Annotated in this window: 12 protein-coding genes; 2 read left to right on the plus strand and 10 right to left on the minus strand. The window is 60.6% G+C overall.

The genetic code is table 11. The features are described 5' to 3' along the window. Nucleotides 1-76 precede the first annotated feature (76 nt). Nucleotides 77-1,006 carry a LysR family transcriptional regulator gene (locus ACMGF8_RS02120; protein WP_102861946.1) on the plus strand — a complete coding sequence of 310 codons (930 nt, stop codon included), beginning with the start codon at nt 77-79 and terminating at the stop codon, nt 1,004-1,006. A 236-nt stretch (nt 1,007-1,242) separates the two neighbouring features. On the opposite strand, the gene ACMGF8_RS02125 is transcribed toward ACMGF8_RS02120, so the two are convergent. The 10 genes from ACMGF8_RS02125 to bioB form a co-directional block, all read right to left on the minus strand. Further along, nucleotides 1,243-3,021 (minus strand): acyl-CoA dehydrogenase C-terminal domain-containing protein, encoded by a 1,779-nt coding sequence (locus ACMGF8_RS02125; RefSeq protein WP_102861947.1) that lies wholly within the window; start codon nt 3,019-3,021, stop codon nt 1,243-1,245. A gap of 187 nt (nt 3,022-3,208) precedes the next feature. After that, on the minus strand, nt 3,209-5,005 hold the full coding sequence (locus ACMGF8_RS02130; protein ID WP_416758539.1) for an acyl-CoA dehydrogenase C-terminal domain-containing protein: 1,797 nt from the start codon (nt 5,003-5,005) through the stop codon (nt 3,209-3,211). Nucleotides 5,006-5,096: 91 nt separating this feature from the next. Further along, on the minus strand, nt 5,097-6,389 hold the full coding sequence (locus tag ACMGF8_RS02135; RefSeq protein ID WP_102861949.1) for a GGDEF domain-containing protein: 1,293 nt from the start codon (nt 6,387-6,389) through the stop codon (nt 5,097-5,099). 218 nt (nt 6,390-6,607) lie between these two features. Next, a complete protein-coding gene (locus ACMGF8_RS02140) occupies nt 6,608-8,413 on the minus strand; it encodes a phenylacyl-CoA dehydrogenase (RefSeq protein WP_416758541.1) in 1,806 nt (601 codons plus the stop codon). A 299-nt stretch (nt 8,414-8,712) separates the two neighbouring features. Beyond that, the gene (locus ACMGF8_RS02145; RefSeq protein ID WP_102861951.1) at nt 8,713-9,009 is read right to left on the minus strand and encodes a pyrroloquinoline quinone biosynthesis protein PqqE; all 297 of its coding nucleotides are present in this window, start codon (nt 9,007-9,009) and stop codon (nt 8,713-8,715) included. Nucleotides 9,010-9,116: 107 nt separating this feature from the next. Further along, complete coding sequence (bioD, locus tag ACMGF8_RS02150) at nt 9,117-9,797, minus strand: dethiobiotin synthase (protein WP_102861952.1); 681 nt, start codon at nt 9,795-9,797, stop codon at nt 9,117-9,119. Next, a complete protein-coding gene (bioC, locus tag ACMGF8_RS02155; protein ID WP_416758544.1) occupies nt 9,794-10,606 on the minus strand; it encodes a malonyl-ACP O-methyltransferase BioC in 813 nt (270 codons plus the stop codon). Before bioC ends, bioD begins: the two co-directional genes overlap by 4 nt. Continuing rightward, entirely contained in the window at nt 10,599-11,330 is a 732-nt protein-coding gene (locus tag ACMGF8_RS02160) for an alpha/beta fold hydrolase (protein WP_102861954.1), read from the minus strand. The genes bioC and ACMGF8_RS02160 overlap by 8 nt, the downstream gene beginning before the upstream one ends. After that, nucleotides 11,323-12,501, minus strand: a complete 1,179-nt coding sequence (bioF, locus tag ACMGF8_RS02165; RefSeq protein ID WP_102861955.1) for an 8-amino-7-oxononanoate synthase — start codon at nt 12,499-12,501, stop codon at nt 11,323-11,325. Before bioF ends, ACMGF8_RS02160 begins: the two co-directional genes overlap by 8 nt. A gap of 132 nt (nt 12,502-12,633) precedes the next feature. Next, complete coding sequence (bioB, locus tag ACMGF8_RS02170) at nt 12,634-13,689, minus strand: biotin synthase BioB (protein ID WP_102861956.1); 1,056 nt, start codon at nt 13,687-13,689, stop codon at nt 12,634-12,636. 91 nt (nt 13,690-13,780) lie between these two features. On the opposite strand from bioB, the gene ACMGF8_RS02175 reads away from it, so the two are divergent. Continuing rightward, nucleotides 13,781-14,521, plus strand: a complete 741-nt coding sequence (locus ACMGF8_RS02175; RefSeq protein ID WP_416758547.1) for a ComF family protein — start codon at nt 13,781-13,783, stop codon at nt 14,519-14,521. Nucleotides 14,522-14,549 lie beyond the last annotated feature (28 nt).

Consider the following 14,549-nt stretch of genomic DNA (forward strand, 5'->3'; position numbering starts at 1 on the left):
TGAATAGGCGCTAGACTAGGCGCCTTGCGGGCTTACGGCCATTTCGTTTTTTAAGCTTTTTCGATAAGAAATACTTATGGATTTCAAGCAACTGCGTTATTTCGTCGCGGTGTATGAAGAAGGTCACGTGGGCCGTGCTGCCGAGCGCCTGTCGATCTCACAACCGGCACTCTCCCAGCAGATCCGTCAGTTAGAGCAGAACCTCGACGTCAGCCTGTTTGAACGCAGCAGCAAGCGCCTGTTGCCGACCCTGGCCGCCCATACTCTCTACAATCACGCCCTGCCCCTGCTCGATGGCCTGCAACAAGCCCGTGAGGCCCTGCGCAACTTCAAGGGCCAGGCCCTGCGTACCCTGGCCATCGGCGTACTGCAAACGGTGCATAGCAGCCTGGTGCCGCAGATGCTCGAACGAGTGCGCAAGGCCCAGCCCCACCTGGTGGTGCAGATCTACGAATTGACCGGTCTGGAAATCGAACGACGGTTGCTTAATGGCACGTTGGACATCGGCATCAGCTACCTGCCACCACGCCAACCCGGCTTGCATGGTGTCCCGCTGTACGAAGATGAGCTGACACTGGTCATCCCCGAACAGCATCCGCTGCGCGAATTCAAGAAGGTCTCCATGAGCCAGGCAGCGGAGTTGCCGATGCTGCTGTTGGGCGAAGAGTTTCAGATCCGCCAGATCTGGCAAGCGCAGCTGGCCAACCTGGGACGGCGCCCCCAGGTGCAAGCGGAGTTGAACAATATGGCCGGTATTCTCGACAGCCTGCCTCATACCCGACTGGCCACCGTACTTCCAGGGCGCTCGCAACAACAGCACAGCAACAGGGAACTGCTGTGGAAACCGCTGAGCGAGCCCAGGGTGCCGTTGAAAGTCGGATTGGTGTGTCGCGATCTGCAGCGTCAGCAAGGAACGCTGGAACTGCTGCGTACGTTATTGGAGGATTCGATGAACACCCAAGACGGGCGCTTGGGCGGCACTGCGGTGCCAGAAATCCTGGGTTGACGTCGCCAAAATAAAAAATCCGGACAAAAGAAAACCCCGCCGAAGCGGGGTTTTGCAGACTGTTTCCCTGACATCCTTTTCACTCCACCATCCTGGCGGAATCCTACGTGTCCGTGTTGTTGCTTTGCGCTTCCTGCGCGACGTCCATGTGAAGTAGATTAGCCTCAGCCGTCATCTACCGATATGGACGATCAGCAGCACGTTATGTAAGAGATGACTTACAAAGGTTCTCCCGATTAAAACTGCTCCGCCTGCAACAGGAACAGCGATTCACTACCCGCTTTCACCGAGGCGGCCAGGGAGTGGATACGCGGCAGCAAACGGGCGAAATAGAACCGCGCGGTTCCCAGTTTACTGGCGTAGAAGTCCTCTTCCTGCTCCTTGCCCAGCGCCGCCTTGGCCATCAGGGCCCACATGTAGGCGTAGGCGGTGTAGCCAAAGACCTGCAGATACTCCACCGAAGCCGCGCCGATTTCGTTGGGGTTACTGATGGCCCGATCCAACAGCCAGGCGGTCAGCTCGTCCAGATTGTCCAGAGCCGCGTTCAAAGGCAGGGTGAACTCGCCCAGTTGCGCATCGGCTGTGGCGGTGAAATGGCGAATTTCATCAGCGAACAGACGGTAGAACGCCCCACCGCTACCGACGATCTTGCGCCCCACCAGGTCCAGGGCCTGGATACCGTTGGTGCCTTCGTAGATCTGGGTGATCCGCACGTCGCGCACCAATTGCTCCTGGCCCCATTCGCGAATGTAGCCGTGGCCGCCAAAAATCTGCTGGCCATGAACCGTGGTTTCCAGACCCAGGTCGGTAAGGAACGCCTTGGCCACGGGAGTCAGCAAAGCCACCAGACTTTCCGCGCGCGTGCGGGTCTCGGCATCTTCGCTGAATTTGGCGGTATCCAGTTGCATCGCCACATAGGTGGAGAATGCCCGGCCACCTTCGTTGGCCGCCTTCATGGTCAGCAACATGCGCCGCACGTCCGGGTGCACGATGATCGGATCGGCTACCTTGTCCTTGGCTTGCGGCCCGGTCGGTGAACGACTCTGCAGGCGGTCACGGGCATACTCCACCGCGTTCTGATAGGAGCGCTCACCGGTGGCCAGGCCCTGGATACCGACACCCAGGCGCTCGTAGTTCATCATGGTGAACATCGCTGCCAAGCCCTTGTTCGGCTCGCCCACCAGATAACCTATCGCTTGATCGAAGTTCATCACACAAGTGGCCGAGGCCTGGATACCCATCTTGTGTTCGATCGAGCCGCAACTCACCGGATTGCGTTCACCCAGGCTGCCGTCGGCGTTGACCATGAACTTGGGCACCAGAAACAGGGAGATCCCCTTGGGCCCGGCCGGCGCATCCGGCAGTTTGGCCAGCACCAGGTGAATGATGTTTTCCGTCAGGTCGTGCTCACCACCGGTAATGAAGATCTTGGTCCCGCTGATGGCATAGGAACCGTCAGCCTGAGGTTCGGCCTTGGTACGGATGATGCCCAGGTCGGTGCCGGCATGGGGCTCGGTCAGGCACATGGAACCGGCCCAGACACCGGCGTACATGTTTGGCAGGTAAGTGGCTTTCAGCTCTTCGCTGGCGTGGGCATTGATCGACAGGCAAGCTCCCGCCGTCAGCATCGGATACAGGCCAAATGCCAGACTCGCGGAGTTGACCATTTCCTCGACCTGGGCGGATACCGCCTTGGGCATGCCCATGCCGCCGAACTCGGGATCACCGCCCACGCCGACCCAACCGCCTTCGGCGTAGGTCTGATAAGCCTGGGTGAATCCTTGGGGAGTGGTTACGACGGTATCGTTCCAATGACAGCCTTCCTCGTCGGCACCGCGACTCAGCGGAGCGATGCTGCGGGCGGTGACTTTGCCCGCTTCCTCCAGAATCGCCTCAACAGTCTCGGCGTCCACAGTCTCGGCCAGAGCTGGCAGTTGAGCCCAGAGTTTGGCGACCTCGAAGACTTCATTGAGGACGAAGCGCATATCGCGCAGGGGCGCTTTGTAGTCAGCCATGGCAAACCTCGCAAGATCTAAACAAGCGGGCCGGAACGGGCCCATTTACGAAAAGTCGAGTGTAACCGAACAACTTTTGCGACACATAGGGTCAACTCATGACTTTATTGTTAATTTTAGTCACAACCAAATAACCACAAGAAAAAGCCCGCGAGAAGCGGGCCTTGTCCAGGGCACATCAGCGTACTTACAAAGCGAACATCTGCGCCGGCAGGCTCATCAGGCAATCACCGCCAGCTTCGATTGCCGCCAGATGGGCGCCGGTACGTGGCAGCAGTCGCTTGAAGTAAAACGCACAGGTGGCCAGCTTGGCGGTGGCGAAATCGCCGTCGCCTTCACCTGCATCGAGTTGTTGCTGTGCCACCAGGGCCATACGCAGCCAGAGATAGGCCAGAACGATGTAGCCGCTGTACATCAAGTAATCCAGGGCTGCGGCCCCCACTTCATCCGGATTTTTCATGGCGGCCATGCCCACCCGGGTGGTCAACTCGCCCCATTGACGGTTCAAGCCATCCAGTTGCGCGATGTAGGCCTTGAGCTGCGGATGCTCGGCATGTGCCCCACAGAACTTATGAACGATCTTGGTAAACCCCAGTAACAGCTTGCCCTGGCTGCCCAGCACCTTGCGGCCCAGCAAGTCCAGAGCCTGGATGCCGTTGGTGCCCTCATAGATCAGGGCGATACGACAATCGCGCACCAGTTGCTCCATGCCCCACTCACGAATGTAGCCGTGACCGCCAAACACCTGCATGCCGTGGTTGGTCACCTCAAGGCCCGTCTCGGTCATGAAGGCCTTGCAGATCGGAGTCAGGAACGCCAGGAGGTTCTCGGCGTCCTGACGCTGGGCCGGATCGGCGCTCAGATGAGCCACATCCAGCAATTGGGCGGTGAAATAGGCCAGGGCCCGGTTGCCTTCATTGAACGCCTTCATGGTCAGCAGCATGCGCCGTACATCGGGGTGGACGATGATCGGGTCAGCCGCCTTGTCCGGCGCCTTGGGCCCGGTCAGAGCGCGCATCTGCAAACGATCGTTGGCGTACTTGATCGCACCTTGAAAGCTCGCCTCCCCCAGGCACAGCCCCTGCATTCCGGTGCCCAGGCGCGCGTGATTCATCATGGTGAACATGCAGTTCAGGCCTTTATTGGCCTCGCCGATCAGGAAGCCCTTGGCGCCGTCGAAGTTCAGTACACAGGTAGCCGAAGCCTTGATTCCCATCTTGTGCTCGACGGAGCCGCAACTCACTCCGTTGCGCTCGCCGACCTCACCTGCTGCGTCCGGCAGGAACTTGGGCACGATGAACAGGGAAATGCCTTTGGTCCCGGCCGGTGCGTCCGGCAGTTTGGCCAACACCAGGTGAATGATGTTTTCACTCAGGTCGTGCTCGCCGGCAGAGATGAAAATCTTGCTCCCCGATAACGCATAACTGCCATCGGCCTGGGGCACCGCTCGGGTCTTGATCAGGCCCAGGTCGGTACCGCAATGGGCTTCGGTCAGGCACATGGTGCCGGTCCACTGCCCGGCGATGAGTTTGTTCAGGTACAGCAGCTTCTGTTCGTCGGTGCCATGGGCATGAATCGCCGACATCGCACCATGGGTCAGCCCCGGGTACATGCCCCAGGAAGTGTTGCTGGAGCCCACCATCTCGCTGATCACCAGCCCCAGGGAATGGGGCAGCCCCTGGCCGCCATAGGCAGGATCGGCGGCCAAGCCATGCCAACCGCCTTCGACGTATTGGGCGAAAGCCTGTTTGAAACCCTTGGGGGTGGTCACTACGCCATTGTCGAAATGGCAGCCTTCCTCGTCACCGGAGCGGTTCAGCGGAGCCAGGACGTTCTCGCAGAACTTCGCCCCTTCCTCGAGGATCGCGCTGACCATGTCCGGGCTGGCATCGCTGGCTCCCAGTGCGGCGTAACTGCCATGAAAGTCGAAGACATGATCGATCAGGAAGCGCATGTCGCGCAGGGGAGCTTGATACTCGGGCATGATGATTTCTCCGGCAGCAGGTTTCTCCAACCTACTGCCGCCGTCCTCAGCCTGCCAATGACGTTCAAGTCGCTGAATGCGCCATCATCACTCAACCCGCAGCCGTATCCATGCGCACTGCGCCACGGCGATTCTGCCCGAAGGCCATGACACAGTTACGCCCCGCACCCTTGGCACTGTAGAGCGCCTGGTCGGCGGACTTGAGCACTTCTTCGGGGGTCCGGTGCTCCATCAGTCGCTCGGCGACACCGATGCTGATGGTCACCGAAACACTGGATGCCGCTGCAACGCCGCGGCGCTGGCGGCCTTGCTGGTCGTCCTGGGGGCGGTTGTCCTGATTGCGCAACTGAATGTTGTAGGTAGCGATGATCTCGCGAATCATCTCCAGGTGCGGCATGCACTCGTCCAGGGTCTTGCCGGCAAATACCACGGCAAACTCTTCCCCTCCGTAACGATAGGCGCGCCCACCACCAGTGACTTTTGACAGCTTGCTGGCCACCAGACGCAGCACCTGATCCCCGACATCGTGACCGTGGGTGTCGTTGAATTTCTTGAAGTGATCGACGTCAGTCATGGCCAGCACATAATTGCGACCCAGACGCTGCATGCGCTCATTGAGCGCCCGGCGCCCCGGCAAGCCGGTCAACTCGTCACGGAACGCCATCTGGTAAGCCTCATGGGCCACCGCCGCAGCAATCATCAACATGACCTGACTGCACATGATGTTCAGGGTGAATGGCAGGATGAACGTCTTGGGCAGCATCCAGAACAAACCCAGCAAGCCCACCAACTGCGCTGCGTGCAGCGGTCGCGGACTGCGCCAGTACTGGATCGCCAGCAGCAGGAATGCCGCGAAGAATACCGGATAAGACAACTGGATCAGACTCATCCAACTGCCATGCAAAGCCGGCCAACGGATCTCTGCCAGCCAGTTCAGCAACGCCTGTGGGTAACTCTGCTCCAGGCCCAGGGCGACGCTGCCAAACGCCAATAACACGGCAAAACGCGCAACCATGTCCTGAAACAGGTGGGTACGCTCCTGCCAGGCTGCGAACAGGCCAAACAACAAGGGGAGCAAAAGGCAGCAAAGGTGGAATACCACCGCGGCATCTTCGCGGACCCTGCCGTTATCCCGGTAGAAATCGGTTTGGGTATCCAGCAGAAAATAGGCGATGTACACCGTGACCATCAAAAACAGTTCACGCTGGCGCCGGTACACAGCGCAATAGGCTCCGCCAAGCAACAGCACCAGCGTTGGTAGCACATTGAACAGCGAAGTGAAGAAGACGTTGAGGTCCTTGACGTAAGCGGCCGCCAGCCCCGCAAGCAAAAGCAGCAAAGACGGTAGGAAATGACTGAAACGTACAGCGGAAGAACGCGGCAAGGGTAAAACTCCGACCCGGCTGATCAATAGATGGCATTGTGCCTTCATTTATTGAAGTTAAGCACACGCGGTGTGACAGACATCACATTGCCATCTCTTTAACGGCAGGAAATCGCTTCTGCTTAGCGATTTAGTCGGGAATTTTCATGAAGATTCTGCAGACACAAAAAGCCGCTCGACCCGGAGGGCGAACGGCTTCCTGAAAGGTCCGGTAAGGCTTAGTAGGCCAGGCCGAAGTCCTCTTCCTTCATGTCCATCAGGTTGTTGGCGCCCGACAGCATGGTTGCAACGTGAGTGCGGGTGCGCGGCAGGATGCGCTGGAAGTAGAAGCGCGCAGTCTGCAACTTGGCCGTGTAGAAAGCCTCTTCGGTAGTGCCGGCTGCCAGCTTTTCAGCCGCCAGACGGGCCATGTCGGCCCAGAAGTAGGCCAGGCAGGCATAACCGGAATACATCAGGTAGTCCACCGAAGCAGCGCCCACTTCTTCACGGTCCTTCATCGCGGCCATGCCCACTTTCATGGTCAGCTCGCCCCACTCCTTGTTCAGTGCCGCCAGCGGAGCGACGAATTCCTTAACGGCTTCGCTGCCTTCGTTGTTCTGGCAGAACTTGTGGACGATCTTGGTGAAACCCTTGAGGGCCTCGCCCTGAGTCATGAGCACTTTGCGGCCCAGCAGGTCCAAAGCCTGGATGCCAGTGGTGCCTTCGTACAACATCGAGATACGGCTGTCGCGAACGTTCTGCTCCATGCCCCACTCGGCGATAAAACCGTGGCCACCGTAGATCTGCACACCGTGGTTGGCGGACTCGAAGCCGACTTCGGTCATGAATGCCTTGGCGATCGGAGTCATGAAAGCCAGCAGTGCATCGGCTTTCTTCTTCTCTTCTTCGTCCACACCGTATTTGACGATGTCGACCTGCTTGGCAGTGAAGTACACCATCGCCCGGTTACCTTCGGCGAAGGCTTTCATGGTCAGCAGCATGCGACGTACGTCAGGGTGCACGATGATCGGGTCCGCGGCCTTGTCCGGCGCTTTCGGGCCAGTCAGGGAGCGCATTTGCAGACGGTCGCGAGCGTATTTCAGGCCACCCTGGAAGCCGATCTCGGCGTGGGCCAGGCCCTGCAGAGCGGTGCCCAGACGCGCGGTGTTCATAAAGGTGAACATGCAGTTCAGGCCTTTGTTCGCCGGGCCGATGAGGAAACCGGTGGCCGCGTCGAAGTTCATCACGCAGGTGGCGTTACCGTGGATGCCCATCTTGTGTTCCAGGGAACCGCAGCTGACCGCGTTGCGCTGGCCGACACTGCCGTCAGCGTTAGGCAGGAACTTGGGCACGATAAACAGCGAAATGCCTTTGGTGCCGGCCGGTGCGTCCGGCAGACGGGCCAGAACGATATGGACGATGTTGTCGGCCATGTCGTGTTCACCGGCGGAGATGAAGATCTTGGTGCCAGTGACCTTGTAGGAACCATCAGCCTGAGGTTCGGCCTTGGTGCGCAGCATGCCCAGGTCGGTGCCGCAGTGCGGCTCGGTCAGGCACATGGTGCCGGTCCACTCGCCGGACACCAGCTTGGTCAGGTAAGCCTCTTGCTGCTCAGGAGTACCGTGCTCGGAAATCGTATTCATCGCGCCGTGGGACAAGCCTGGGTACATGCCCCACGACCAGTTGGCTTCGCCGACCATTTCGCTGACTGCCAGGCCCAGGGATTCAGGCAGGCCCTGACCACCGTGCGCGACGTCGTGAGCCAGGCTTGGCCAGCCGCCTTCAACGAATTGCTTGTAGGCCTCTTTGAAGCCAGTCGGGGTCTTAACGCCGGATTCACTCCAGGTGCAACCTTCCTGGTCGCCCACACGGTTCAGCGGCGCCAGTACCTGCTCACAAAACTTCGCACCTTCCTCGAGAATGGCGTCAACCATGTCCGGAGTGGCGTCCTGGCAAGCCGGGAGGCTCTGATAGTGCGCCTCATAGCCGAGCAGTTCGTCACGAACGAAGCGAATATCACGCAAGGGGGCCTTGTAGTCAGGCATAGCGATAAACCTCTGCTGATGTAACCGGGAATGAACAACCGCGTAGATTTTTTATAGCGGTCAAACAGGTGTTTGAAACATACGTTTAGGCCCAAATCTTGTCAAGCGTCGCTCCCATGCCTTTCGTCATCGAAACAAAATGCACGCGCAGGCAAATACCCACAGCGCTGCCGTGAAGTGTAGAAGCCGGCTCGCCGACGATCAGTTACACAAAGAAATGAAGAAGAGGAACCACAGAAGGGAAAGGCATGAGCAAACGCCCGCCTCGCGTGAGAGAAGCGGGCTTTAGTGCAGAGTGATCAAGCGTAGGTATCGATCAGGGTACCGAGTACCTCATCAGAGGCCTTGGCAACTTTGACGCCCAGTTCCACCTGGACCTTGCCCATGGACATCTCGACCATGCTGCTGGCCAGGTCCGAACTCTGGCTGCGGTCCACGCCCCGTAGGCGATTGACCGAATCCGCCGACGCCTGGCTGTCGGCAGAGCGCTCAACGGCGCTGCTGGCGATCTGGCTGGAACCTTGATCGACACGATTCTGCCCAGTCTGAATCGCGTTCAGTCCGGCGTAGAAAGCGCTGTTCCCGGAAATTTCCATAAGAGAACTCGACCTTGAAAATGAATGACAGGTGTTATTGAAGCAGACCTGTCAAAAAAACACCCGTCAAAAACACTAATGGCAATATGCCTTGCCATAGGCAAAATCTAGTCCAGCAGATCCAACTGCAGATGTTCGGCCACTGCCTCGGCACTGGCTGACTTGAGTCGCGGTACTCGGCCCAGGCACGGCGCAGGCAGGCGCTCCGCCAAAGTCGCGAGGTTTTCTTCCAGACGAGAGGTCTTGGGATCGATGATATTGGCCACCCAGCCCGCCAGTTGCAGACCGTCCTGAGCAATGGCCTCGGCCGTCAACAACGCATGATTGATGCAGCCCAGTCTTACGCCCACCACCAGAATCACCGGTAAGCCCAGCGCCATGGCCAGATCCGACAGGTTGTCCTGATCCGCCAGGGGCACTCGCCAGCCACCCGCGCCTTCGATCAGGGTGAAATCCGCCCCCTTGGCCAGAATGTGGCGCATGGGCGTCAGCAATGACTGCACCGTCAATGCCACCCCGGCCTCTCGTGCCGCCAGATGCGGTGCGATGGGCGGCTCGAAGGCGACCGGATTGACCTCTTCATAGCTCAACGGCAACGACGACTGCGCCAGCAATGCCAGAGCATCGGCATTGCGCAGGCCCTTGGCGCTCAACTCGCACCCGGAAGCCACAGGTTTGCCTGCCGCGGTACTCAGCCCGGCCAGCCGCGCCGCATGCAACAGTCCCGCGGCAATGGTGGTTTTACCCACATCGGTGTCGGTGCCAGTAATGAAATAGGCAGCACTCATAGCGGTTTCTCCAACACGGCATACACCACCTGATAGGTCGCCGGCAGCCCCTGGGGCTGACGAAACCCCTCGTAAGCCTCGATCAACCCGGCGATACGCGCGCGTCCGGTGAGGCCGCCGGGACGACCTGGATTCAGATTGTGTGCACCCAAGGCTTTCAACTCATGGGTCAGACTACGCACATCCGGGTAATGCAGAACATGGGGAACGCTCTCCAGGCTACGTACATGCAAACCACTGGCATCGCACAAGTGGCGATAGCGTGCGAACTCACGAAAGCGATTGACGTGGACCTGCCCATCGACCCGCCCCCAGCTCTCACGCAGCTCCTGCAAAGTGCCGACGCACAGACTGGCAAAAGCCAGCACACCGCCCGGCTTGAGCACCCGCTGGGCTTCACTGAGCACGGCAGCAAAGTCGGCACACCACTGCACCGCCAGGCTGGAGAAAATCAGCTCGCAGCTGCTGCCCTGCAACGGCAGGCGCTCAGCATCTCCAGCGAAAAAGTGCTCGGCGCCACCCTGGGGCCGCGCGTGCTTGAGCATGCCCTCGGCAATATCCAGGGCCAGCCCCTGACTGCCGGCGAAGCGTGCCCCCAGCACTCGACTGAAATGCCCCGTACCACAGCCCAGGTCCAGCCAGCGCGCAGGCGTCCAGCCTTCAGGCAAACGGCTCAGCAATTGCTGGCCGACCGTGCGCTGCAACTCGGCAACGCTGTCGTAACTGGCTGCGGCGCGGGAAAACGAAGCCGCCACCTGACGCTTGTCAGGCAGGCCTGCGGGTAAGACAGGAACAGACAAATCAGTCATCGCCGGACTCATGCAAAAAAGCCTGGATCGCCCCTGCCACTCCGTGGGGGTCCTCCAGAAGAAAACCGTGGCTGGCCTGCTCGATCAGGCCAACTTCTATATCCGGCAGCAATACCAGCAACTCGGCGGCCGCCTCGGCAGGCACCAGGGCATCCAGCCCGGCGAACAGGTGCAACTGCGGGCCACGAAAAGCCAGCAAGGCTTCGCGCGTATCCAACTGCGCCAACAACTCCAGACCCGCCATCAGCACCGCACCCGGCGTCGCCGGCGCCCCGCCCAGCAGCATCCGCGACAAGCCGCGGGGATCGACGGCGCCCTGGGCACACAGCAGGGAAAAGCGCTTGAGGGTGGTGCGCGGATCAGCGGCGCAGCCGGCCAGGAAGCCGTCAAAGGTCTCAGCGGCCATGGCACTGGACCATTGCTCGTGAGCAACGAAGCTGGGATTGCTGGCCAGGGTCAACAAACCGCAGCAGCGCTCGCCGCGTCGGGCCGCCAACTCCGCGGCGAGCATGCCGCCCAGGGACCAGCCCCCCAGCCAGGCGTCATCCGGCAGCGCATCGTCGAGCTCGTCCAGCCATGCCTGCAGATCGCTGGACGTCAGCTCCGGCAGGGGCTCGATCTCCACCCGCAAGTGTTCATCCAGCCCCTGCAAAGCGGCAGCCAAAGGTTCCAGGGGCGACACCCCCAGCCCCCAGCCCGGCAACAGGATCAGTCGATCACGCATGGCTAGGCCTCGTTTGCAGTTCACTGAAACAATCCGCCAACGCGCTTAACAATAGCTGGACCTGCGCTTCGCTGTGGGCGGCGGACAACGTCACCCGCAGCCGCGCACTACCGGCCGGCACGGTCGGCGGACGGATGGCGGTAACCATGATCCCCCGCGAACGGAGCATCCGTGACAACTCCATGGCCCGGGCACTGTCGCCCACCATGATTGGCTGGATCGGGGTAAAGCTGTCCATCAGCTCCAAGCCAATCTGCTCGGCCCCCAGCCGGAACTGACGAATCAGATTCGCCAGGTGCTCACGCCGCCAGTGCTCGCTGCGTAGCAACTCCAGGCTCTTGCGCGTGGCGCAGGCCAGTGCCGGCGGTTGGCTGGTGGTATAGATGTAGGGCCGGGCGAACTGGATCAGTGTTTCGATCAACTCCTCACTACCGGCGACAAAGGCCCCAGCGGTACCGAAGGCCTTGCCCAAGGTGCCCACCAGCACCGGCACTTCATCCAGCCCCAGGCCGAAGTGTTCCACCAACCCGGCACCGTTGGCCCCTAGCGGACCAAAGCCATGGGCATCGTCCACCATCAGCCAGGCACCGCGGGCCTTGGTTTCCCGGGCCAGGGCCGGCAGGTCGGCGACATCGCCGTCCATACTGAACACCCCATCAGTGACCACCAGGGTGTTGCCAGTGGCCTTCTCCAGGCGTTTGACCAGGCTCCCTGCATCGTTGTGCAGATAGCGATTGAAGCGCGCACCAGAGAGCAGGCCGGCATCCAGCAGGGAAGCGTGGTTGAGACGGTCTTCCAGCACCGTGTCACCCTGCCCGAGCAACGCCGTGACCGCACCGAGATTGGCCATGTAGCCCGTGGTAAACAGCAACGCCCGCGGGCGCCCCGTGAACTCGGCCAGGGCTTCTTCCAAAGCGTGATGAGGAGCGCTGTGACCGATCACCAGATGGGAAGCGCCGCCGCCCACGCCCCAGCGGCTGGCACCAGCGCGCCAGGCTTCGATCACCTGCGGGTGATTGGCCAGGCCCAGGTAGTCGTTATTGCAGAAAGCCAGCAATGGCTGGCCGTCCACCACCACTTGCGGCCCCTGAGGGCTTTCCAGCAGCGGACGCTGGCGATACAGATGTTCAGCACGACGGGCTGCAAGCCGTGCTGCGAGATCAAAAGACATGCTGGCCTCGATATTGGCTCACAGACACATTACCCGTAGGAGCTGGCTTGCCAGCGAAACAGACGACGCGAAACCCGTCGCACTTGCGCCGTTCACGGGGTTCGCCGGTCAGCCGGCTCCTACCACAGGAGGTCAGACGGCAGCGTTGTAGAACTGCTCGCTGCTCTTCTGCTCCACCAGGGCCTGCTCGATGGCCGCCTGATGCACTTCGTCGGCGTGCTCTTCCCGGGCTTCGGGCTGGATGCCCAGGCGCGCGAACAACTGCATGTCCTTGTCGGCCTGCGGGTTGGCGGTGGTCAGCAGCTTGTCGCCGTAGAAAATCGAATTGGCACCGGCGAAGAAGGCCAGGGCCTGCATCTGCTCGTTCATTGCTTCGCGGCCGGCGGACAGGCGCACGTGGGATTGCGGCATGAGGATCCGTGCCACGGCGAGCATGCGGATAAAGTCGAATGGGTCCACGTCCTCAGCGTTTTCCAGCGGCGTGCCGGCCACCTTCACCAGCATGTTGATCGGTACCGACTCCGGGTGCTCCGGCAGGTTGGCCAGCTGGATCAGCAGGCCGGCGCGGTCGTCCAGGGACTCGCCCATGCCGAGAATGCCGCCGGAACAGATCTTCATCCCGGCGTCACGCACGTAGGCCAGGGTTTGCAGGCGCTCGCTGTAGGTGCGGGTGGTGATGATGCTGCCGTAGAACTCCGGCGAGGTGTCGAGGTTATGGTTGTAGTAGTCCAGGCCGGCCTTGGCCAGGGCCTCGGTCTGGTCCTGATCGAGACGGCCCAGGGTCATGCAGGTTTCCAGGCCCATGGCCTTCACGCCTTTGACCATCTCCAGCACATAGGGCATGTCCTTGGCCGAAGGGTGCTTCCAGGCGGCGCCCATGCAGAAACGCGTAGAGCCGATGGCCTTGGCCCGAGCGGCCTCCTCCAGCACCTTCTGCACTTCGAGGAGCTTTTCCTTTTCCAGGCCGGTGTTGTAGTGGCCGGACTGCGGACAATATTTGCAATCTTCCGGGCAGGCGCCGGTCTTGATCGACAGCAGGGTCGAAACCTGGACCCGATTGGCATCGAAATGCGCGCGGTGCACCGTCTGCGCCTGGAACAGCAAGTCATTGAATGGCTGGACGAACAGGGCTTTGACTTCAGCCAAAGTCCAGTCATGACGCAGGGTAGCGGTGGTGCTGGCGCTCATGGGCGATTCCTTGATTATGCTTGGCAAGCGGCGCAGGACAGGGAAAGTCCACAGCCGCAACACGGATGTTCGGCATATTTAAGGAAGAGCCATGCACTGTCAACCCAAATACAAAGGACCAGTTTACATCTGGTCAAAAAACAAACAACTCTGTTTGCTTTGCGATGAACCCAGCGATTCAGCCCTGGCCCTGTGCAGTTCATGTCAGGACGAACTGCCCTGGCTCGGCGCCCAATGCTCGGTCTGCGCCCTGCCCCTGCCCGCCGCCAGCCTGACCTGTGGCCAGTGCCTGCAACGTCTCCCCGCGTTTCGACGGGTCATCGCCCCCTGGCGTTACGATTTTCCGGTGGACAGCCTGATCAGTCGTTTCAAACATCATGAAAAGTGGCCTTTTGGCCGACTGATGGCCGAACTTCTCAGCCAATTCCTTCACTATCGCTACGATGAAGGCCTGCCCCGGCCAGACTGCCTGCTGCCGGTGCCGCTGTCCCGTCGACGCCTGCGCCAGCGAGGCTTCAACCAGGCCGGCATGCTGGCCCAGTGGCTGGGAGAACACCTGCAACTGGCGGTGGAGCCCCTTCTGCTGCTGCGCACCCAGGACACCCCGGCACAACAAGGCCTGGGGGCACGTGCCCGTCAGCGCAACCTGCGCCAGGCCTTCGCCCTCGCCGCCGACGCGCCTGTGGCCGGCCGCCACCTGGCCCTGGTGGACGACGTCCTCACCACAGGTGCCACTGCCCAGGCCCTGGCCCGGTTGCTGATCAATGCCGGCGCCCGTCAAGTGGATGTCTATTGCCTGGCCCGAACCGCAAGACCCGCCACCCCCGACTGACTTGACTCTCATCGCTCAAACCGCAAAC

The sequence above is a fragment of the Pseudomonas sp. BNK-7 genome, from assembly GCF_048072025.1.
GTDB lineage: Bacteria > Pseudomonadota > Gammaproteobacteria > Pseudomonadales > Pseudomonadaceae > Aquipseudomonas > Aquipseudomonas danubii.